The 17,748-nt window shown below is 68.8% G+C and carries 19 protein-coding genes and 2 pseudogenes; 12 read left to right on the top strand and 9 right to left on the bottom strand.

Going from position 1 to position 17,748, the window contains the following annotated elements; translation table 11 throughout:
* Window positions 1–57: 57 nt before the first annotated feature.
* The 3 genes from ACWGKQ_RS01975 (at window position 58) to ACWGKQ_RS01965 (ending at window position 3,435) form a co-directional block, all read left to right on the top strand.
* Window positions 58–990: a DUF2637 domain-containing protein gene (locus tag ACWGKQ_RS01975; RefSeq protein ID WP_453289898.1), complete on the top strand. Its 933-nt coding sequence runs from the start codon at window positions 58–60 to the stop codon at window positions 988–990.
* Between the two features lie 397 nt (window positions 991–1,387).
* A complete protein-coding gene (locus ACWGKQ_RS01970) occupies window positions 1,388–1,729 on the top strand; it encodes a plasmid mobilization relaxosome protein MobC (RefSeq protein ID WP_453289897.1) in 342 nt (113 codons plus the stop codon).
* On the top strand, window positions 1,726–3,435 hold the full coding sequence (locus tag ACWGKQ_RS01965; protein ID WP_453289896.1) for a relaxase/mobilization nuclease domain-containing protein: 1,710 nt from the start codon (window positions 1,726–1,728) through the stop codon (window positions 3,433–3,435). Before ACWGKQ_RS01970 ends, ACWGKQ_RS01965 begins: the two co-directional genes overlap by 4 nt.
* Window positions 3,436–3,567: 132 nt before the next feature.
* Here ACWGKQ_RS01965 and ACWGKQ_RS01960 read toward each other — a convergent pair whose 3' ends face one another.
* The 4 genes from ACWGKQ_RS01960 to ACWGKQ_RS01945 all read right to left on the bottom strand — a co-directional run bounded on the left by ACWGKQ_RS01960 (window position 3,568) and on the right by ACWGKQ_RS01945 (window position 5,917).
* Window positions 3,568–4,017, bottom strand: coding sequence for an SDR family oxidoreductase (locus ACWGKQ_RS01960; protein ID WP_453289895.1), 450 nt, complete (start codon window positions 4,015–4,017; stop codon window positions 3,568–3,570).
* Window positions 3,912–4,175 (bottom strand): SDR family NAD(P)-dependent oxidoreductase, encoded by a 264-nt coding sequence (locus ACWGKQ_RS01955; protein WP_453289894.1) that lies wholly within the window; start codon window positions 4,173–4,175, stop codon window positions 3,912–3,914. Before ACWGKQ_RS01955 ends, ACWGKQ_RS01960 begins: the two co-directional genes overlap by 106 nt.
* 256 nt (window positions 4,176–4,431) lie before the next feature.
* Window positions 4,432–5,529, bottom strand: a complete 1,098-nt coding sequence (locus ACWGKQ_RS01950) for a Gfo/Idh/MocA family protein (RefSeq protein ID WP_453289893.1) — start codon at window positions 5,527–5,529, stop codon at window positions 4,432–4,434.
* Window positions 5,522–5,917: an ester cyclase gene (locus tag ACWGKQ_RS01945; RefSeq protein ID WP_453289892.1), complete on the bottom strand. Its 396-nt coding sequence runs from the start codon at window positions 5,915–5,917 to the stop codon at window positions 5,522–5,524. Before ACWGKQ_RS01945 ends, ACWGKQ_RS01950 begins: the two co-directional genes overlap by 8 nt.
* A 157-nt stretch (window positions 5,918–6,074) precedes the next feature.
* Here ACWGKQ_RS01945 and ACWGKQ_RS01940 point away from each other — a divergent pair, with 157 nt between their 5' ends.
* On the top strand, window positions 6,075–7,094 hold the full coding sequence (locus ACWGKQ_RS01940) for an AraC family transcriptional regulator (protein WP_453289891.1): 1,020 nt from the start codon (window positions 6,075–6,077) through the stop codon (window positions 7,092–7,094).
* Window positions 7,095–7,938: 844 nt separating this feature from the next.
* Here ACWGKQ_RS01940 and ACWGKQ_RS01935 read toward each other — a convergent pair.
* From ACWGKQ_RS01935 to ACWGKQ_RS01925, 3 genes are all read right to left on the bottom strand, one after another.
* The gene (locus tag ACWGKQ_RS01935) at window positions 7,939–8,661 is read right to left on the bottom strand and encodes a response regulator transcription factor (protein ID WP_453289890.1); all 723 of its coding nucleotides are present in this window, start codon (window positions 8,659–8,661) and stop codon (window positions 7,939–7,941) included.
* On the bottom strand, window positions 8,658–9,761 hold the full coding sequence (locus ACWGKQ_RS01930) for a sensor histidine kinase (protein ID WP_019075707.1): 1,104 nt from the start codon (window positions 9,759–9,761) through the stop codon (window positions 8,658–8,660). The genes ACWGKQ_RS01935 and ACWGKQ_RS01930 overlap by 4 nt, the downstream gene beginning before the upstream one ends.
* A gap of 237 nt (window positions 9,762–9,998) precedes the next feature.
* Window positions 9,999–10,514 (bottom strand): hypothetical protein, encoded by a 516-nt coding sequence (locus tag ACWGKQ_RS01925; protein WP_453289889.1) that lies wholly within the window; start codon window positions 10,512–10,514, stop codon window positions 9,999–10,001.
* Window positions 10,515–10,872: 358 nt separating this feature from the next.
* Between ACWGKQ_RS01925 and ACWGKQ_RS01920 the strand changes: the two genes are divergently transcribed.
* A complete protein-coding gene (locus tag ACWGKQ_RS01920; protein WP_453289888.1) occupies window positions 10,873–11,331 on the top strand; it encodes an NADPH-dependent FMN reductase in 459 nt (152 codons plus the stop codon).
* 65 nt (window positions 11,332–11,396) lie between these two features.
* On the opposite strand, the gene ACWGKQ_RS01915 is transcribed toward ACWGKQ_RS01920, so the two are convergent.
* Window positions 11,397–12,014, bottom strand: coding sequence for a TetR/AcrR family transcriptional regulator (locus tag ACWGKQ_RS01915; RefSeq protein ID WP_453289887.1), 618 nt, complete (start codon window positions 12,012–12,014; stop codon window positions 11,397–11,399).
* A 73-nt stretch (window positions 12,015–12,087) separates the two neighbouring features.
* Between ACWGKQ_RS01915 and ACWGKQ_RS01910 the strand changes: the two genes are divergently transcribed.
* On the top strand, window positions 12,088–13,044 hold the full coding sequence (locus ACWGKQ_RS01910; RefSeq protein ID WP_453289886.1) for an NADP-dependent oxidoreductase: 957 nt from the start codon (window positions 12,088–12,090) through the stop codon (window positions 13,042–13,044).
* A gap of 222 nt (window positions 13,045–13,266) precedes the next feature.
* Here the strand turns inward: ACWGKQ_RS01910 and ACWGKQ_RS01905 are convergent, their stop codons facing one another.
* A complete protein-coding gene (locus ACWGKQ_RS01905) occupies window positions 13,267–14,175 on the bottom strand; it encodes a LysR family transcriptional regulator (protein ID WP_453289885.1) in 909 nt (302 codons plus the stop codon).
* A 98-nt stretch (window positions 14,176–14,273) separates the two neighbouring features.
* On the opposite strand from ACWGKQ_RS01905, the gene ACWGKQ_RS01900 reads away from it, so the two are divergent.
* From ACWGKQ_RS01900 to ACWGKQ_RS01875, 6 genes and pseudogenes are all read left to right on the top strand, one after another.
* Window positions 14,274–14,777: a GNAT family N-acetyltransferase gene (locus tag ACWGKQ_RS01900; protein ID WP_043260452.1), complete on the top strand. Its 504-nt coding sequence runs from the start codon at window positions 14,274–14,276 to the stop codon at window positions 14,775–14,777.
* Between the two features lie 14 nt (window positions 14,778–14,791).
* Window positions 14,792–15,229: pseudogene (locus ACWGKQ_RS01895) on the top strand (transposase); the annotation flags it as partial.
* Window positions 15,198–15,926 (top strand): annotated as a pseudogene (locus tag ACWGKQ_RS01890) (class I SAM-dependent methyltransferase). The pseudogenes ACWGKQ_RS01895 and ACWGKQ_RS01890, both read left to right, overlap by 32 nt.
* A gap of 157 nt (window positions 15,927–16,083) precedes the next feature.
* Window positions 16,084–16,575, top strand: a complete 492-nt coding sequence (locus tag ACWGKQ_RS01885) for a MaoC family dehydratase (RefSeq protein WP_019075699.1) — start codon at window positions 16,084–16,086, stop codon at window positions 16,573–16,575.
* Between the two features lie 426 nt (window positions 16,576–17,001).
* A complete protein-coding gene (locus ACWGKQ_RS01880) occupies window positions 17,002–17,232 on the top strand; it encodes a hypothetical protein (RefSeq protein ID WP_067022411.1) in 231 nt (76 codons plus the stop codon).
* Window positions 17,210–17,722 carry a DUF6879 family protein gene (locus ACWGKQ_RS01875; protein ID WP_453289884.1) on the top strand — a complete coding sequence of 171 codons (513 nt, stop codon included), beginning with the start codon at window positions 17,210–17,212 and terminating at the stop codon, window positions 17,720–17,722. The genes ACWGKQ_RS01880 and ACWGKQ_RS01875 overlap by 23 nt, the downstream gene beginning before the upstream one ends.
* Window positions 17,723–17,748 lie beyond the last annotated feature (26 nt).

Genomic DNA, 17,748 nt, shown 5'->3' with positions numbered 1-17,748 from the left:
CGAGCTGAGAGTCATCGCCCGAACCGCGGTGCACGATCCACCCTCGTCCTCGGCCTGATGGCTGTGGTCCTCATGGCCTTCCGGGTCTCGTGGAACGCCTTGTCCGACGTCGCCCGCGCCATCGGCGCCGACCCCACCGCCGCCCTGTTCTACCCGATCGTGGTCGACGGGCTGATGGCCCTCGCGCTGATCGCCACACTCGTGCTGCCCGATACCGACCGGAAGTTCGCCCTGCGGGTCCTGGCGACCTACACGATCGCCAGCCTCCTGCTGAACTACGTGCACGGCCTCACCCCGGCCCTGCACACCATGCCGACCCGGTGGGGCCGACTGACCGACTGGGACCCGGCGAACTGGGCCCTCGTACTCCTGGCGACCTCGCTCCCGGTCGGGTCGATCTACTTCGGGTCGGACCTCGTGGCGAAGGTGCTGCACCACAACCCCGAGTCGGGTGACCCTGCCGAAGCGGTTGGTCGGCAGGCCGCCGACGTACAGGCCGTACGGTCGACCTCTGACCAGGCCCGATCGGCCCCCGAGCCACCGACCGAGTCGGCCCTCGCAAAGGCTGCCAAGACGCCGGTGACCAAGCCGACCGAGGCCGACCGGGCAGCCCGCTCCACCCGACCGCGACGGTCGACCGCCACGGTTGAGTCGACCGGAGCCGCCCCGCACCGTGCGACCGGTCGGCTCCCCTCCGCCACGAAGTCGGCCCCCGACCGCACGCGCACCGACGCCGAAGTACTCGACGAAGCCCGGCGCCTGACTGCCGACTGGAGCGACGACCGGCTGACCGCACAGCGCCTGCGCAACGAACTCAGGATCAGCCAGAACCGCGCCCGCGACCTGCGCGACCAGCTGCAGACCGAGCGCACCGACCGGCCAGATCCCGCCGCCCACGACGGCTCCGAGACCGAGCCTCTCGACGGACCCGACGAAGCCGCCTCCGAGCGCCAGAGGCAACGCGGCAAAGCCGCCGTCGGCACCACCTGAGCCCCGCAAACACACCGACCGCCCCGCCCTTCCAGCTCACCCCGTGCCCCGGGCAGACAAGCCCGGGGCACGGGGATTGCGTACAGCGAAGCACCTGGCAACAGCACCCATGGAGAACCGGCCCATGCACGACCCGAACTACGAACTCCCCACAGCCGAAGGGGAGATGACCGCTGGCCTGAACAGCGCAGCAAGTTGTACCGGAAGCGATGCTTCCGGAGTTCCCGCCCCGGGGGTGGCGGGAACTGCCCGGCGCCAGGGGGCACCAGGCAGTCAGGCTGTGACCGAGGGCGGACCGCAGCAGGGAGGGAGGCGGCAGGCCGAATCCGCGTCGACCAGACGTCAGCGCGCCCGTCTGCCGAAGTCCCGCAAGCGACTGAAGCAGCCCAGCTGCCGTATGAACGACACCGAGTTCCAGCGATTCACCGACGCCGCCGCCCACTGTCAGATGTCCAACGCCGCCTTCCTCGCCTACGCCGCCGACAAGGCCGCCCGAGACCTGAACCGCACCGCCGCCGAGATCGCGACGGAACGTGAAGTCATCAACGAGTTGTTCGCCGCCCGCCGGCACCTCGGCCGCATCCACGGCCTGTTCAACCAGGTCGCCAAAGCCCTCAACTCCGGCGCCGACGCACCCCACCTCGACGCGGCAGCCGAGGCCGTCGGCAACGCCGCCCGCCGCATGGAGGACGCCGCCGACGCCCTGCTCGCCCACCGCGACGACGGTGCCCCTGAGTGATCCCCAGCATCCACGACCGCGGCAGCGAGACGATCGGCCTGATCCACTACCTCTACGGCCCCGGCACCAAAGAGGAGCACATCGACCCGCACCTGGTGGCCGCCTTCGACCCGCTCACCCCCGACCCCGGCCGCGACCCGAAGGCCACCTACGAACAGCTCCAGCACCTGCTCAACCAGCCCGTCAACGCCCTGCCCGCCAGCAAACGGCCCGAGAAGCACGTATGGCACCTGTCCGTACGGGCCGCCCCGGAGGACCCGATCCTGTCCGACGAGGACTGGGCGGCCATCGCCCGCCGCATGGTTGCCACCACCGGCATCGCCCCCGACGGCGACGAAGCCGCCTGCCGCTGGGCGGCCGTCCGGCACGCCGACGACCACATCCACATCATCGCCACCCTCGTACGCGACGACGGCCGCCGACCCCGCCTGCACAACGAGGCCCGCCGCGCCCAGACCGAGTGCCGCCGCATCGAAGCCGACTACGACCTGCGCCGCGTCCCGGCCGGGGACGGCACCGCCGCCAAGCGGCCGACCAGCGCCGAACGGCACAAGGCCGAACGCGAGGGCCGGCACCGCACCGCCCGCGAGGAACTGCGCGAGACCGTGCGCCGCGCGGTGGCCGGCGCGAGCAGTGAGGAGGAGTTCCTCGACCGCCTCAAGGGTGCCGGGCTGCTCGTGCATACCAAGGTGCTGCCTTCCGGCGACTTGCAGGGATACAAGGTCGCCCTGCCCGACGACCGCAACAGGGACAAGGAGCCCGTCTACTACGCCGGTTCCACCCTCGCCCCCGACCTGTCCCTGCCCCGCATCCGCAAACGCCTCTCCGACGACACCCCGAACCAGGGCCCGGACACCACGCCCTCCGCCCAGACCCCGAGCGGGCCCGCGATGGCACGGCGCCGGACAGCCACCGCCGTGTGGCAGGCGGTGCTGGTCATCGATCACGGTGAGGACGCCCAGGTGGCCGCGCACATCGCCGCCGCCGGAGAGGTCCTGGACGCCCTCGCCAAGACCTCCGCCGCCCACACCCGCGCCGAACTGCGCGAGGCGGCCTTCGTGTTCGAGCGGGCCACCCGCTCCCACGTCCAGGCCGTGCGCGGACACGACCGCGCCCTGCGCCAGGCCGCCCGCGACCTCGTCCACAGCGGCCCCGCCCTCGGCCGCGGCGAAGACGGTGCCACCACCGCCATGGCGATCGACATGCTGTTCTTCCTCGTCACCGCCGCCGCCCACTGGCATGCGAAGAAGGGGCACGCTCACCAGGCAGCAGCTGCCCGGGAGGCCGCCGAGCACCTGCGCGCCGCCTACCAGGCCGCTGCCAACCTCCCACTGGGCGTGTTGCACCAGCGAGGCCGGCGCCTGTCGCAGTCCTTGCGCCAGAGGCAGAGCGTCCATCTGCGTCAGGCGGTGCCAGAGTTGGCGGATCAGATTCTCGCCGAACCGGGCTGGCGCGCCCTGGCCGCCACGCTCGCCGATGCAGAAAGCGTCGGCCACGACCCGGCGACGCTGCTGACCGAGGCCGCCGGGCGGCGGGAACTGGGCACCGCCGGGTCGATCAGCGACGTGCTCGTGTGGCGGCTGCGACGCATGGCCGGGCTGCCCGCCGACGCCACTCCGATGCCCAACCCCACCATTACTGCGGCGCAGGGCGGAAGTGCTGCCCGGCCCGCGCCGAGCCGACGCGACGGGCAGCGCGCACGATAACCGGGGTATGCGCCGGTGAGGTTGGTCAGGAGGCGCCTGCGCCTTGGCGAGTGTCTTCTCCAGGCTGGCGTCCACGAGACCGGGCGAGCCGGAGACGATCACCAAGATGTTGCCGACACACGAACCGCCCGCTCAGAGCTGGCTGTGGCCGCCGTCGACGTAGATCTCTGATCCGGTCATGAAGCTGCTGTTGTCCGAGGCGCGGAAGACCACGACGTTGGCGGTCTCCTCGGGTGTGACGATGCGGTTCATGGGGGGGGCCGTGGCCAGGCTCTCCATCAGTGCTGCGGGGTCGCCAATGACTTCGGCGAGAGCGGCCGTGTTGGTGGCGCCACGAGCGAGGACGTTGACGCGGATGCCCAGGTTGACGAGTTCTGCGGCCCAGGTGCGGCCCCGGGATCGGACGGCGGCCTTCGTTGCGGCATAGACGCCCATGCCGGTGACGGCCTTCACATCGATGGCGGAGCCGCAAAGGATCACCGAGGAACCCTTCGTGAGCAGCGGTAGCGCCTTTTGGACCGTGAACAGGTCGGAGAGGACGGTGACGTCGGCGGCGATGCCCGTCGCTCCGTCGGCGCCCATCTCCGTCCCAGCCTCCTCCAGCATTCCTCGCGTCGGCCGGTCAAGAAGACGTATGCCCCTTCGGCAGCAAGCGCGCGAGCTGCCGCGAGTCCGATGCCGGAGGTGGCACCGGCGATGAGGGCGGTCCTGTGGTCGGGCTGTCCCACTGGGGTCTCCATCTTCTTCTTTGTACGATGCGATCGCATCGACGGGCCCCGTCGCACCAACGCGGCTGCGCTCCGCGGCGGTTGGGGTCCAGGAGGAACGGGCGTCCCGCCCGCGGTGCGTGGCGTGTCCTGTTGCTGTCTCGGCCGAGACCTTCAAGCAGGCGCATGGCGCTGAGCGGGGACACCTGGTTTGGCCCGGCCCAAGGAGGAGCTTGCCGTGAGTGGCGGGCCGGGTCGCCTCTTGTGCGACCCGGCGCCGTTTCGTCTGTCAGAGGTGGGTGGTGGTTCGTTGCCCCGTGGCGGCGGAGCGCTGAATCGCGTCCAGGAGCCGGTGGCGCCTGACGGCGTGGGCGAAGTCCGGAGCCAGGGCCGTGCCGTGGATGAGGTCGTGGCGGATGGCGGCGTAGGCGTGGGCCAGCGTGTGGCTCACGGTTCCGGCCAGGTCGGGATAGCGGTCGTGGCCGCTGGGCGGCGTGAGCCGGGCAGGCTGGCTGCCGTTGCGTGTGCCGTGCACCGTGACCGGCCCGATGTGCGGGAACTCGGCGCCGGTGACTTCGAGTCGTCCTTGCGTGCCGTCGATGACCAGCGAGAATCCCGCACCCGACGCCGCGCCCCCACGGTGGTGGACGGACAGGATTGCCCCGCCCTGCACCGTGCCGGAGACCGCGATCTGGTCTTCGGCGGTCATCGGGACCACTTGCCCGGTGGTACCCAGAGGGACGTGGGGTCGCCGGGTCGCGGTCGTGGCGACCACGTCCTGAAGCTCCCCGACGACCATCGACACCAGGTCGATCGCATGCCCGAAGGCGATGGTCAGCATCGTGGCCCCGAGCTGACGGTCGAGTGCGTAGACCTGCCGCTGCGACACCGGGGTGCCCCATTCGGTCGAGGAGGCCACCACGGTGGCGGAGAGCACCTCTCCCACAACCCCCTGGGAGACCAGGTCGGTCAGCCAGCGGAAGGTGGGCGAGGAGCGCCCCTGCAGGCCGACGAAGGTAGGTGTCCTTCCGGCGGCATGCTGCATCTCCTCGGCCTCGGCCAGGTCGACCGCGAGCGGCCATTCGGTGAGCACCGGCACGCCCGCTTCGAGCGCGGGCAGCACGATCTCGCGATGCCGGGGCACTTTGACGGCGACCACGACGAGGTCGACGTTGTCGTCACCGGCGAGCTCCTCGACCGAGGTGTACGCAGGCACGTTGTACATCGCTCCAGCGGCATGCGCAGAAGCCGGTGAGCTCACCGCCAGCGCGCGCAGCTCCATTCCGTTGACGGCAGCCAGCGCGGGCAGGTGGGCGCCGGCCGCCCAGCCTCCCCGCGCGCTCAGGCCGACGATGCCGACTCCGATCGGCCGGGGGAGGTCAGGCACGCAGCTGCTGCTTGAGCGTCTCGGCGTCGTGCAGGTTGGTCATGTGCACGAACCGTCCGTCGCGGACCCGGTAGATGGCGTACTCCACAATTTCGAACGAGGCGCCGGTGGGAGCCACGCCCAGATACTCCTTCACGGGGGTGCCCGTGTTGGTCAGCCGGGCGGCGATAGTGTCTCCGTCGACCTTGAGGTCCTCAAGCTCCCAGTGGAAGTCGGGCACCGCCTCGATCTCGGCGGTCAGCGCGGCGTGGGCCTGGGCGCGAGTCGCCGGATCGCCGTAGTAGGTGATTTCATCGCTGATGAACTCGTCCACGCGGTGCAGTTCGTGGGCGTTGAGCATGTCGATGTAGCGCTGGTAGAACGTGCGCAGGTCGTTGGCAGACATCATGACCCTTCTTTCGGCTCCCGGGGACGGAAGCCATATGCCTTTTATTCGTTCTACGCGGGTACGCTCGAACGAAATCCTCTGATAACGGGCCAGACGACGTGAAATCCGTTTGCCCGCTGGATCAAGAATGCGAGAGCGGATCGCTACAATCCATAATGTGGAGTCCACACTTCTTTACGCATCGTCCACGACCGGTGCTCCGCTCGGGTCCGGCGACCCGATCGCCAGCGCCATCGGCCTGCTGCGGCCCCGCACCGTGGTCGACCCGGCCCTGCGCGCCGCGCAACCGTGGGCGTTGCGGTTCGATGCCTTCCCTCACGTCAAAATCGGCGGCGTCGTCCGCGGGGAATGCTGGCTGGCGATGGACGAGGGCGAGCCCGTGCACCTGCGCGAGGGTGACTTCTACCTCCTGTGCAACCCGCCGTCTTACCGGATGGCCAGCACCCTCACCGAGCAACCGCAGCCGGCGGAAACGTTGTGGAAGACCGCCACGAACGGGGTGGCGCGCATCGGCTCCGAGGCCGAGGAAGACACCTACCTGTGCGGCGGGTACTTCTACTTCGACGAGCCCAACGCCTCGATACTGATCGATATCCTGCCGCGGCTCGTCCACGTCCGGGCCACCGACCCGCGCAGCGTGCTGCTCACGCACGTGACCGAGCTGCTCAACAGCGAGGTGGAGAGCAACGCCGTCGGCCGCTCTCTGGTCATGGACCATCTCGCGCAGATCCTGTTCGTTCAGGTGCTGCGCGCCCACGCCGAGCAAACCGGCCGGCCCACCGGCTGGCTGGGAGCCCTCAACGACAACGGCATCGGCGCCGCACTGCGCGCCATGCACGCCGATCTGGGACACAAATGGACCCTGCAAGAACTCGCCGATATCGGCCGTATGTCCCGTTCGGCATTCGCCGCCTCCTTCAAGAAGCAGACCGGAACTGCACCACTGGAATACCTGATCCAGTGGCGAATGAGCCTGGCCCGCGACGCCCTGCGCCGCAATACCCGGTCAATCTCCGAACTCGCCTTCGCCACCGGCTACGAATCCGAGAGCGCGTTCAGCACCGCGTTCCGCCGCGTGACCGGCACCTCACCCAAACAATTCCGTGACACCGTGCACCACGCCGCCGGCAGTGAGCGGGACCAGGACCTGCTCGCTCGCTCTGGCTCCGTTCGATAGCAGAGAGTCAGCCGGTTCCCTCGCCGGACCAGGACGAGGCGGCACGGGCGCGGGCCCGGGCGCCGCGCCGTGCAGACAGACCTGCCCACAAGCGGCGATGGAACGTGGGCGAGGGACCGCCCGTGGGGCCGACGGTCGGTCGGCATCGCGAAGTCTGTCAACGAGCGGGGCCATCGACTCTCGCGCTGTGCAGGGATCCGCAGCGCGGAGCAACCAAGTCGCGATCTGCAGGACCGCGCCCGTGGCCAGGAGGTGGGTCGGCGGCGCGGTGTAGGGCTTGGAGGTCTTCTTCTTCCCGGCGGTGTTGAGCAGGGGCTGGGCCTGCGCGGTGCGGGAAGCATGCTCGGCGTCGAGCACGGCGGCCAGGAACGATGTGTCTGCGTACGGGCGGGCTTCGGGCGAGGTCCGGAAGATCATGGCGACCATCGCGCGCAGATCGGCGAAGTAGTGGGCGGCGGGAACCGGCGCCCCCGCGCTCTCGGGGCCTCCCGCAGCGAGCAAGCCCGCAAGGTGTCGTTGCAGCTGGAAGAGCGCGGTCATAGTGGCCGAATCGAGTTTTCCGGCGGGACGCTCTCCCAGGTCAGGCTGGCTCCGCAGGCATGTACGGGATGCTTGGCGACCGACAACATCACGTGAGACGGCGGGGCTTCGGCGTCTCACTCGACTTTGTATCTCCGCAGGTCAGTCTGTCACCTGACGGCAAGATCGAATGAAACGGGACACCGGCTGCTCCGTGCGCCTGCTCTCCCTGACCGATCGTCTCTTTGATGACGAAGGGCCCTTGCCGCTTCACCGAACTGCGACGGCGGCGGGCCATTGCCCGCCGCCGTCCGTCGCGGCGTCTTCAGTCCCAGGGCTCGGCCAAGTTGTTGCGATAGGCGTAGCCGACGGCCTGGGCACGGTCGGCTGCGCCGATCTTGGTGAAGATGCGGTTGATATGCGTCTTCACCGTGGCCGGGCTGACGACGAGCCGGGCACAGATCTCCGCGTTGGACAGGCCCCGAGCGATGAGGGTGAGTACCTGGGTCTCGCGCGGGGTCAGGCCGTCGGAAGGTGCGGGAGTTTGCGGCGTGAGGACCTGTTTTCGCTGCGCGGCGGGCGGTGCGACCTCGCTTGTCTGCACGGCCGCGACCAGGCGGGCCTGTACCTCGGGATCGAGCCAGATGCGGCCGTCGTGGACGCTGGTGATGGCGTCCTCGATCGCGTCGTCGTCGGCGTCCTTGGTGAGATAGCCCCGCGCTCCCGCCTGCAGTGCTGGGAAGACGGAGTCGTCGTCGGCGTAGGTGGTCAGCACGAGTACCTTGCAACCGGGTACCTGCTCACGCAGTGCCGCAGTGGCCGCGACACCGTTGAGGACCGGCATGTTCAGGTCCATCAGTACTACGTCCGGGGCCAGTTGTCCGGCGAGCAGCACCGCTTCCGCACCGTCACGGGCTGCGCCGACCACCTCGATGCCGTCCAGCATGTCGATCAGCAGGACCAGGCCCTTGCGTACGATCTGCTGATCGTCCGCGACCAGTACTTTGATCTTCTCGCCGTCAGATGCCGTCTTGCCAGGCTCCGTCACGCGGGTATCTCCATCCGTACTTCCCATCCATGCGCTGTCGGCCCCGCGTGCAGGGTGCCGCCGACCCCGGTCACGCGTTCGCGCATGCCGGTCAGCCCCAGGCCGGAGCCTTCGGCCAGTGCCGCCCGGACCGGTCCCGGCCCGGTGCGGCGGTCTTCGACGGTCAGGATTGTGGCCCTGGGCTCATAGACGAGCGACACCGTGGCCTGCGCGTCACGTGCATAGCGGACCGTATTGGTCAACGCCTCCTGCACACCGCGGTACAGGGCTTCACCAGCGTCGGGCTGCAGCTCCCGGTGCGGCCCGATCACGGACAGCGTCACGTCGAGCTCCAGGTCCACCCGATAGCGTTCGACCAGTTCGGGCAGCCGATCGAGAGAGGGCACGCGCTCGCCGCGCAGCGCCCGCACAGCCCGGCGCGCATCGGCCACACCCTCCTTGACCAGCTCACCGGCCCGGTCCAGCAGCCCCCGCAGATCCCCGCTCGCCCGGTCGCGCCGGGCCATCCGCCGGGCGGCCTGCATCTGCACGGCCAGTCCGGACAGGGTATGGGCGAGCACGTCGTGCAGATCCTGGGCGATACGGGTGCGTTCGGCCAGCGCCGCCGCCTCGGTCTCCGCCTCCCGGGCATCCTCAAGCTGGGCCAGCAGCACTGTGACGGCCACCTCGTTGATGATCGACTGCCGTACCACGATGCCCACGACGGCCAGGATGACGCCGAACAGGACCTGATGCAGGAAATTGTCGGTACCGCCGTCCAACCCGACCGCCGCCGCGCCGGTCAGACAGCCCATGACGACGACCGCGAGCACAGTGGCCGCCCATCGCTCCAGGATGAGGAAGGCCGTCAGGACCACGACGGACGGTGGCAGGGTGGACATCGAGCCGGGCTGCAGGATGCCCAGAGCAAACCCGAAGCCGTCCACCAGCACGCAGAACACCAGGCAGCGGGCAGGACGACCGGTGAGGGGCCACAGGTTCGACGCGACCGCGGCCATGGGCAGCAGACAGCCGACGAGCACCAGGGTGACTGCCAGGTGCCTGCCTCTGACGCCGGGGGCGGGGGAAGCGTGCAGGGACTGGACGGCGATGGCGGCCATGACTCCCCACAACACCGGCTGCATACGCCGGCCCCTGCCTTCGCGTCGCTCCCGGGCACCGGCAAGAGCCACGGCCAGCCGTGGACTGACCGGGCCCGCCGGCTGAAGTATGTCCGTCACTTCTGAAGAATAGGTGCGCGCTGCGCCACTGATCGCAAAGCCCGGCCCGGGCCCGCGAACGCGGAACCGGGCCAGGGCGGAGTGTGTTGCGAGCGGCGGTCTGCCGGTTGCCACGCTTCAGGCCACGGCGGGGGTGACAACGGGGGAGGTAAGCCGGTAGGCCCGGACGCGCACCACCACCAGGCGGCACACCACCTGAGTGACGGCCATCAGCAGCAGCGCGGCGGTCCAGGCGGCGGCGCCGGTGATCAGGTTGTCGCGGCTGAACTGCGCAATCGTGTGAGCGCCGCTGTGCTCGGCCCAGTACACGAAGGCCGAGCGCGCGCCCATGCCCAGCACCCACAGAAGGGCAGCCAGCCACCCGGCTTTGGAGTACGCGGCGCCGTCCTCGGTCAGGCTGACGCGGGTGGCCAGTCCACTGGCCAGCCCGAGCACTATGCCCATCGTGACGCCGAAGAGGTCCAGCTGAACGTCGTGACCCCCGGTCGGGAAGGAATGAAGATAGTGCGCAGCCGCGGCGCTGACGGACACCAGCGGCAGCAGGAGCGTACGGGGCGTCAGACGGCCGCCGCGCATCTGCGGAATCACCAGAAGGATCAGGGCGGCGGAGATGAGGTAGTCAGTCGTCGTCATGGCGAAGAGCTTGCCGCCCGCAGCGCCGCACGGCCTCGGCCCGCGGGTTGACTCCTGGTTTGATACCTGGCGTCAACCCACGGGTTGACGCACGAGGCCGCCCAGGTCACGTCAGCCCGTGGCCGAGCAGGCAGAGCTCGCGGGCCGGGTCGTCCCTCCCATGGCACCGGCACCGGGAGCCGTCCCCGCGGCCGTACGTCCCGCGATCACCCGTGCGGAGGCGCGCAGTTCGGCCTCTGGATCATGAATGAGTGGTGCGCATTGCGACGTTGTGGATCATGGGGCTGGTCTGCGCGAGCTTCGGGTTACTCGGGCTGGTCGGCCGCCGGTGTCCACGGTGGAGATCGGGGCGACGCCGATGATCAGCCTCAGAACGTCGACGGCCCGTGGACCTCGCCGAGGTAGCACTGCCGTTTCTGGACGAGCCGCGCAACCCGCCCTTGGTCAGTGCGAGCACGAACACACGCGCCGCTGGAGCCGGACGGCCAGCGGCTACGACGGGTCTCTCCTCGTCTTCCCGCAGTACAGCTGGGGCGACCCCGCGGTTCTGAAGAACGCCCTCGGCTTCCTCTACGCGGAGTGGCGCGACAAGCCCGCCTCCGTCGCCAGTTGCGGCAACCGTGTCGCCGCCCAGCTGCGCCGTGTGCTCCAAGGGCTGCACATGCACACCATCGACCAGAACCTCAAGCTGGTCGTCACCGACGAGGACAAGGACGAGCAACTTACGGACGTCGCCGCCACCTTGCAGCCGTTCACCGAGCAGGTACGACTGGTGGACGCCCAGCTGACCGAGCTCCTCACCGACGACCAGCAGTAATCGGCGGTCAGCAGCCGCCTGGCGCCAGTCGGGCAGAGCCCGGATGCGTCGGCCTCGATCCGCGCTCAGACCGGCCGGTCCGTGGCCCGGAGGCCGTCCATCAGGAGGTTCAGCAAGCGGTCGGCCTGCGCTTCGCACTCGGGTCGGGGGGCCACGGTGAAGATGCCGATGAGGGCGGCGGCGATGTCTTCGGCGGTGACGTCGGAGCGGAGGTCGCCCACCGCGCGGCCGGCGTCGAGCATCCTGGTGATGGCCGTCAGGAGCTCGGTCCGAGTCTGCACATGGGCGATCTCACGCGACTCAATCATCGCGAGCAGCGTGTCGAGCATGCCGTTCTTGGTCGCGATCCAGTCCCCGAACAAGTTCATCCAGCGCCGCATTGCCGCAGCCGGGGCCAGCCGACCGAGCAGTTCGTGGGCGCCGGTCGTCAGCCTCACGACCTGGTCCCGGTAGACCGCGTCGACCAGTGATTCGCGGGTCGGGAAGTGCCGGTAGAGCGTGGCGATGCCGACCCCGGCCTCGCGGGCGATCGCGCGCATCGACGGCTCGGTATCCGCCGAGGCGAACACGCGGGTCGCCACCGCGAGCAGCTGGTCGCGATTGCGGGCCGCGTCCGCCCGCGGCGCGCGTACTTCCGCGCCAGACGAAACGGAACGCGATCCGTTTGTGTTACGGTCATCCATATAAACGGAGCATAGTCCGTTTCGGCGCGTCCACGCGTCCACCGCGTACGCAGGTCCAAGGAGACAGAGGAACATGCAGGAACAGAGCAATCAGACGCCAACGGGTTGCAGCAGGGCGGTCCAGCTCGATGCATTCGGCGGCCCCGACGTCCTGGACGTCCGCGAGGTTCCCGCACCGCAGGCCGGCCCGGGACAGGTCCGCGTGCGGGTCACCGCGGCCGGTCTGAATCCGATGGACTGGTTCATGACCGCCGACGCGGACACCGCCGCCCGGTTCGGCCTGACCCTCCCGTCCGGCTTCGGGACCGACTACGCGGGAGTGGTCGACCAGGTCGGCGACGGGGTGAGCGGCTTCACGTCCGGCGACCGGGTCTTCGGGGGCGCCCTGTCCCGCGCGGTCGCCGACTTCGTGGTGGTCGACTCATCCGGGGACACCGCGGCGAACGAGGTCCACCACACGCCCGACGGCGTCGACGATCGCATCGCCGCCACCCTCACGATCGCGGGCCGCACGGCATCCGCCGCCCTCGCCGCGATCAACCCCGGTCCGGACGACACCGTGCTGATCGGCGGCGCCGGAGGCGGGGTCGGGGTGTTCGCCGTCCAGCTCGCCCGGATCGCCGGAGCGCGCGTGATCGGGACGGGATCGCCGTCCTCGGCCGACTACCTGCGCGAACTCGGAGCCGAACCGGTCGCCTACGGCGACGGCCTGGCCGACCGGGTCCGTGCCCTCGCTCCCGACGGCGTCACCGCCGCCATGGACCTGCACGGAGACGAGACCGTGCACGTCGCACGGGAACTCGGCGTCCCGGACAAGCGGATCTGCACCATCGCAGCACAGATCGACGGCGTCACGGCGGCCAACGGCGCGAACGCGGCTCCCGGCACCCTGGAAGAGATCGCGCGCCTGGTTGTGACGGGTCGACTCCGCGTGCCCGTCGAGGCGAGTTTCGCGATCGAGGAGATCCGCCGCGCGGTCGAGCTCCAGGCCGGCCGACGCGTGAAGGGCAAGGTCGTCATCGACCTTTGAGCGGGCGGTTCGTGAGCCTTGAGTTGATCTGGTGATGTGTTCGGGTGAGTGAACACAAACCGTATCCGAGTGACTTAGAGGCTGCGCGGATAGGGGCGGTTTCGGGGGCGTCGGCTTGGGCTGTTGTTGCAGCGGTGGGTGCTCCAGGCACGGCGGATGAGGCTGCGCACGGTGCGCCTTCGAGTGGCTGCTTGGAGGTGCTCGCTCCAAGTCAGCGCACGCTCATCGTCCGGTCGTGGCAATGGCCTGTCTGGACTCAGATGCTGCGATGAAGGCTTGCAGGAGAGGACGGTCGTCTCCTCGGCGGGTGGCCATCAAGATCCGGCTCACGGTAGGAGGCCCGTCGAGTTCGAGCCTGCGGGCGCCTGCTGGGAGCAGCGTCGTGACGCTGTAGGGGGCGATGCTGACGCCGAGGCCGGCCGCGACGAACATGATGATGGTGTGCCAGTTCGAGCACTCCTGCGCGACCTGGACGTCGATGCCGGCGTTCCTCAACGGCTGCGTGTTCAAGTCGAACGCGTGAGTTCCTGCTGAACGCGGGAACAGGATCAGCGGGTCAGCGGCCAGCGCCCTTGCTTCCACGCGGTCACCCCTTGCGGCGGGGTGCTCTGTGGGGATGACGGCGACGAATCGTTCCGATGCCAGTAGAGAAAGTTCGATGGCGTCGCGCTCCTCGGCGTCCCGCACGATCCCGACGTCGGCCGTACCCCGCTCCAGGGCCGCCAGGACATCGGTGGTGAAACCGTCGTGAAGTTTGACCTGGACGTCCGGGCGGCGGCAGGAGAATGCACGGAGGTGTTCGCTGACGATCGCCGTGGCGGAGGTGATGAAGGCGACATCCAGACGGCCAGCCTCACCTCGGCCGACGCGCCCGGCCTCGTCGAGGTCGGCCGCCAGACGGCCCAGAAGGTTCTGGGCCCTTGGCTGGAACGCCGCTCCCGCCTCTGTGAGTCGAACACTTCGAGAGGTCCGCCGGAACAGCTCAACGCCGACGATCTTCTCAAGCTGCCTGATCTGCTGGGACAGGGCGGGCTGAGCGATGTGCAGCCGCTGGGCGGCGCGGCCGAAGTGTAGTTCCTCAGCCACAGCCAGAAAGTACCGCAGATGACGGAGCTCGATTCGCTGATCCATAGTTTGAGCTTATTGATAGAGGCCAAGGTGTGTATTGGACACATGGGTGAGTGAAGTCGGAGGCTACGGAAAGCCACACCGGAAAGGGAACCCTTCGCATGCCGCACACCTCTGCCCCGACCATGATCTCCTCGATCGGCTCACAGAGTGACGCAGACGCGTTCTACGCGCTGAACGAGGAGTGGATCTCGCGTCTGTTCACGCTGCAGGAAGAGGACCTGGCCGTGCTCGGAGATCCGTTCGGCCGCATCGTGGGCCCGGGCGGCGACGTACTCATGGCGCGCGAGCCGGGCAGCGGCACTGTAGTTGGGTGCGTCGCACTTCTGGCCTATCCGGACGCCGTGTTCGAGTTGGCGAAGATGGCCGTGGCTCCCGCCGCACAAGGACGCGGCATCGGCCGCCAACTCATAGCCGCAGCGATCGACCGCGCCCGGGCACTCGATGGGACCCGGTTGTTCCTCGGCACGAACAGCATGCTGGCCCCCGCCGTTCACCTCTACGAGGACGCTGGGTTCGGCAGGATCACCCGCGACCGTCTCCCCGTGGCCGACTACTACGCCCGCGCCGACATCCTCATGGAACTGCATGACGGCGCTCTGTGATCACTGGGAAACCTGTGCCTGCGCTTCCCTCATGGCTGACCTAACCGCTTTGGGACCAATTCGCGACCCTGCTGCCGGTGCGGCCGGTCTACGATCCGGCCCACCCGCTGGGCTGCCACCGCCGCCGGGTCAGCGACCGGATCGTCTTCGACAAACTGCTGCAGGTGCTGCGTTTCGCCTGCTCCTACCAAGCCATCGCCGATTCCACCTGCTCAGCCACCACGATCCGAGGCCGTCGCGACGAGTGGATCCGGCTCGGCGCCTTCGCCCAGCTCAGGGAGATCGTCCTGAACGCCTACGACCGAATCGTCGGTCTCGTGCTGGAGCAGATCGCCATCGACGGGTCGATCACAAAGGCCCCCGGAGGCGGGGAAGCCGCCGGACGTTCGCCCGTCGACCGAGGCAAACGGGGCGTACGACCTGTCGGCCGCTGCTCAGTACGAGGCAAGCCGCCCTTCGTATCCGCCCGCGCTTTTCGACTTTGCCGAGGAGTCCCTGAGCCGTCCCCTGGCAGGTGCCCGCGTCGCCGACGTCGGCGCGGGCACCGGAATCGCGACCTCCCTGTTGCGGGAGCGGGGTGCCGATGTGGTCGCCGTCGAGCCTGGTGACGCGATGGCCGCCGAGTTTCGCCGGGTGCTCCCGGATGTGCCGATCCTCCGAGGAGACGGCAATGCCCTGCCACTCGCCGATGCCTCGCACGACCTCGTCACCTACGCGCAGTCCTGGCAGTGGACCGACACCGGCCGCTCCGTCCCGAAGGCCCTGCGGGTCCTGCGCACGGGCGGGGTGCTCGCGATCTGATGGAACACCACCGCCTTCGATGTGCCATGGATCCGCGCCCAGCATGAACGCATCACACACCACTGCGGGGTTCCCGCTCGCTCCGCGGCGCGCCCCGACGACGGCGAGGCCATCCGGCTCGCGGAGTTGACCGGACTGCTGGTTGTGCGCCGACAGATCCGCTGGCATCGGACCGTCACCCTTGCCACCCGCCTCGCCATCAGCAACGGCTCGGCGTTCCTGGTTCTCGGCCAGACTGCGAACCGGGCCATCCTCACCGAGGAGCGCAGGCGACCGCGGGGGGATTTCCCTGACGAACTGGTGGCCGAGACCTATGTCGTTGATGTGTTGGTGGCCCCTCGACCGTGACCATGCGACGGGCCAGCAGACAGCTCAGGGCAGCACGGCTGCCTTGGCCGATCCTGGATCATTCCGTGCGTTCGGGCCAGCAGCCGTCCGTTACCGTACGCCCCATCGTCCACCACGCCTCGCCGAGTTCGGCGGGGAACCGAGTGAGAGGGCGTCCATGCCGACGACCGTCCCTGCCCCCACCGACAACTTCACCCACCCCATCGAGGACCGCTACTTCGAGGACTACGTGCCGGGCGCCGTGCACGTCTTCGGCAGCAGCACCCTCACCGAACAGGACATCCTCGACTTTGCCCGGCGCTTCGACACCCAGAGCTTCCACACCGATCCCGTGGCGGCGCAGGCCGGACCGTTCCAGGGGCTGATCGCCAGCGGCTGGCACACCACCGCCGTCATGATGCGCCTGTACGCCGACCACTACCTCAGCAAGGTCGCCTCGCTCGCATCCCCCGGTGTCGACGAACTCCGCTGGCAGCGGCCAGTGCGACCAGGTGACACCCTCTCCGTGCGGGCCACAATCACCCACACCCGCATCTCCCGTTCCAAGCCCGATCGGGGCATCGTGCACACCCAGGTCGAGGTCCTCAACCAGCACGGCGAAACAGTGCTCACCATGACCGTCATGAACATGCTGGGGCGCAGGCCGTAGCGGCTCTCGGCAGGGGCGCGCACAGGGCGACGGTGCCGGTCATCGCCACGGCCCGCAGCCGACGGGCTGCCCGGTTGTCACCCACCGAGGCAAAGCGCAACTGGTGATTCACCAAAGCGATCCGCACGCGTCCATCGACGTGCGATTTCAGCCGCTACCCAACCTAGGACGACATCTCTCCCCACGGGCTTAAGGAAGAGAGCACAGCACTCGAATCCGGCCCACCCCTGAGTGGCTGCGGACGCGAGAGTCGCGTACATGGCCACCTGAGGCTGCTGCCGCCGGTCCACTCCCCGTCGCTCTGATGCCGACCGCGTAAGGTCAACTCCCGTATGCCTGGCAAGTTTCGGCAAGTTCCTGGCTCCACGGCGCACCCACGGGCAAGCTCTGGCACAGAGATCGTTACCGGCATCCGAGGAGGACATCATGGCCCTGCGCAAGCTCGGTAAGGACCCGGAGAGTCCCAGTGGCGGCTCCCCCACCATCTACCTCGACGAGGAGAAGGACAGCTACCTCGTGCAGGGGCTGAAGGTGGAGGACATCGAGCGCCTCGGGCAGATGGACATCCCCGGCCATGAGTCGGTGGTGGAGATCCCCCGGCGCATGGTGCAGTTCTTCCTGGAGGTGAAGAAGGTTGACGAGGACCCCGACGTTTGAGGAGCTGTTCCGCGACTGCCAGCGGACGGCTGTCCATCTGGAGATGCGCGACGCCTACATGAAGTCGGACCCGGCCTTCATCGACTGGAAGGCCGGCATCGCACTCGACCCGGCCGAGCGCTGGGGTGACTGGCACGCCATCGTCACGGAGGCGACCTCGCGAGGCGTCGAGGTCCGCCGGGCCCGCGTCATCTCGACTCCCGTCAGCGAGTACATCCGCTTCGAGTACGACGTGACGGACGGACTCAACATCGCCGCCGGCGAAGACGTCCGCTGGCTCTCCCGGCGAAGCGCCACGGACCTCGCGCTCCCGGGCAACGACTTCTGGCTCTTCGACTCCAGCCTCGTTCTCGTCAACCACTTCGACGGCGAAGGCGAGAACATGGAGGTGGAACTCACCGACGACCCGGCGCTCGCCAAGCTCTGCGAGTCGGCCTTCGAGGCCGTATGGGCGCGGGCAACACCGCACGCAGAGTTCCAGCCGGTCTGACAGCCCGAACAGTACCTTCGCAGCGA

It is taken from the genome of Streptomyces sp. NPDC054770 (assembly GCF_053611985.1).
This window is presented reverse-complemented; position numbering and strand designations above follow the sequence as displayed.

Coding starts and splice junctions, on each gene's coding strand:
- ACWGKQ_RS01975 (WP_453289898.1), top strand. CDS start 58: ATGGCTGTGGTCCTCATGGCCTTCCGGGTCTCGTGGAACGCCTTGTCC.
- ACWGKQ_RS01970 (WP_453289897.1), top strand. CDS start 1,388: ATGAACGACACCGAGTTCCAGCGATTCACCGACGCCGCCGCCCACTGT.
- ACWGKQ_RS01960 (WP_453289895.1), bottom strand. CDS start 4,017: ATGGGCGCCGACGGAGCGACGGGCATCGCCGCCGACGTCACCGTCCTC.
- ACWGKQ_RS01955 (WP_453289894.1), bottom strand. CDS start 4,175: ATGGAGACCCCAGTGGGACAGCCCGACCACAGGACCGCCCTCATCGCC.
- ACWGKQ_RS01945 (WP_453289892.1), bottom strand. CDS start 5,917: ATGATGTCTGCCAACGACCTGCGCACGTTCTACCAGCGCTACATCGAC.
- ACWGKQ_RS01930 (WP_019075707.1), bottom strand. CDS start 9,761: ATGGCCGCCATCGCCGTCCAGTCCCTGCACGCTTCCCCCGCCCCCGGC.
- ACWGKQ_RS01925 (WP_453289889.1), bottom strand. CDS start 10,514: ATGACGACGACTGACTACCTCATCTCCGCCGCCCTGATCCTTCTGGTG.
- ACWGKQ_RS01920 (WP_453289888.1), top strand. CDS start 10,873: ATGATCAGCCTCAGAACGTCGACGGCCCGTGGACCTCGCCGAGGTAGC.
- ACWGKQ_RS01915 (WP_453289887.1), bottom strand. CDS start 12,014: ATGGATGACCGTAACACAAACGGATCGCGTTCCGTTTCGTCTGGCGCG.
- ACWGKQ_RS01910 (WP_453289886.1), top strand. CDS start 12,088: ATGCAGGAACAGAGCAATCAGACGCCAACGGGTTGCAGCAGGGCGGTC.
- ACWGKQ_RS01905 (WP_453289885.1), bottom strand. CDS start 14,175: ATGGATCAGCGAATCGAGCTCCGTCATCTGCGGTACTTTCTGGCTGTG.
- ACWGKQ_RS01900 (WP_043260452.1), top strand. CDS start 14,274: ATGCCGCACACCTCTGCCCCGACCATGATCTCCTCGATCGGCTCACAG.
- ACWGKQ_RS01885 (WP_019075699.1), top strand. CDS start 16,084: ATGCCGACGACCGTCCCTGCCCCCACCGACAACTTCACCCACCCCATC.
- ACWGKQ_RS01880 (WP_067022411.1), top strand. CDS start 17,002: ATGGCCCTGCGCAAGCTCGGTAAGGACCCGGAGAGTCCCAGTGGCGGC.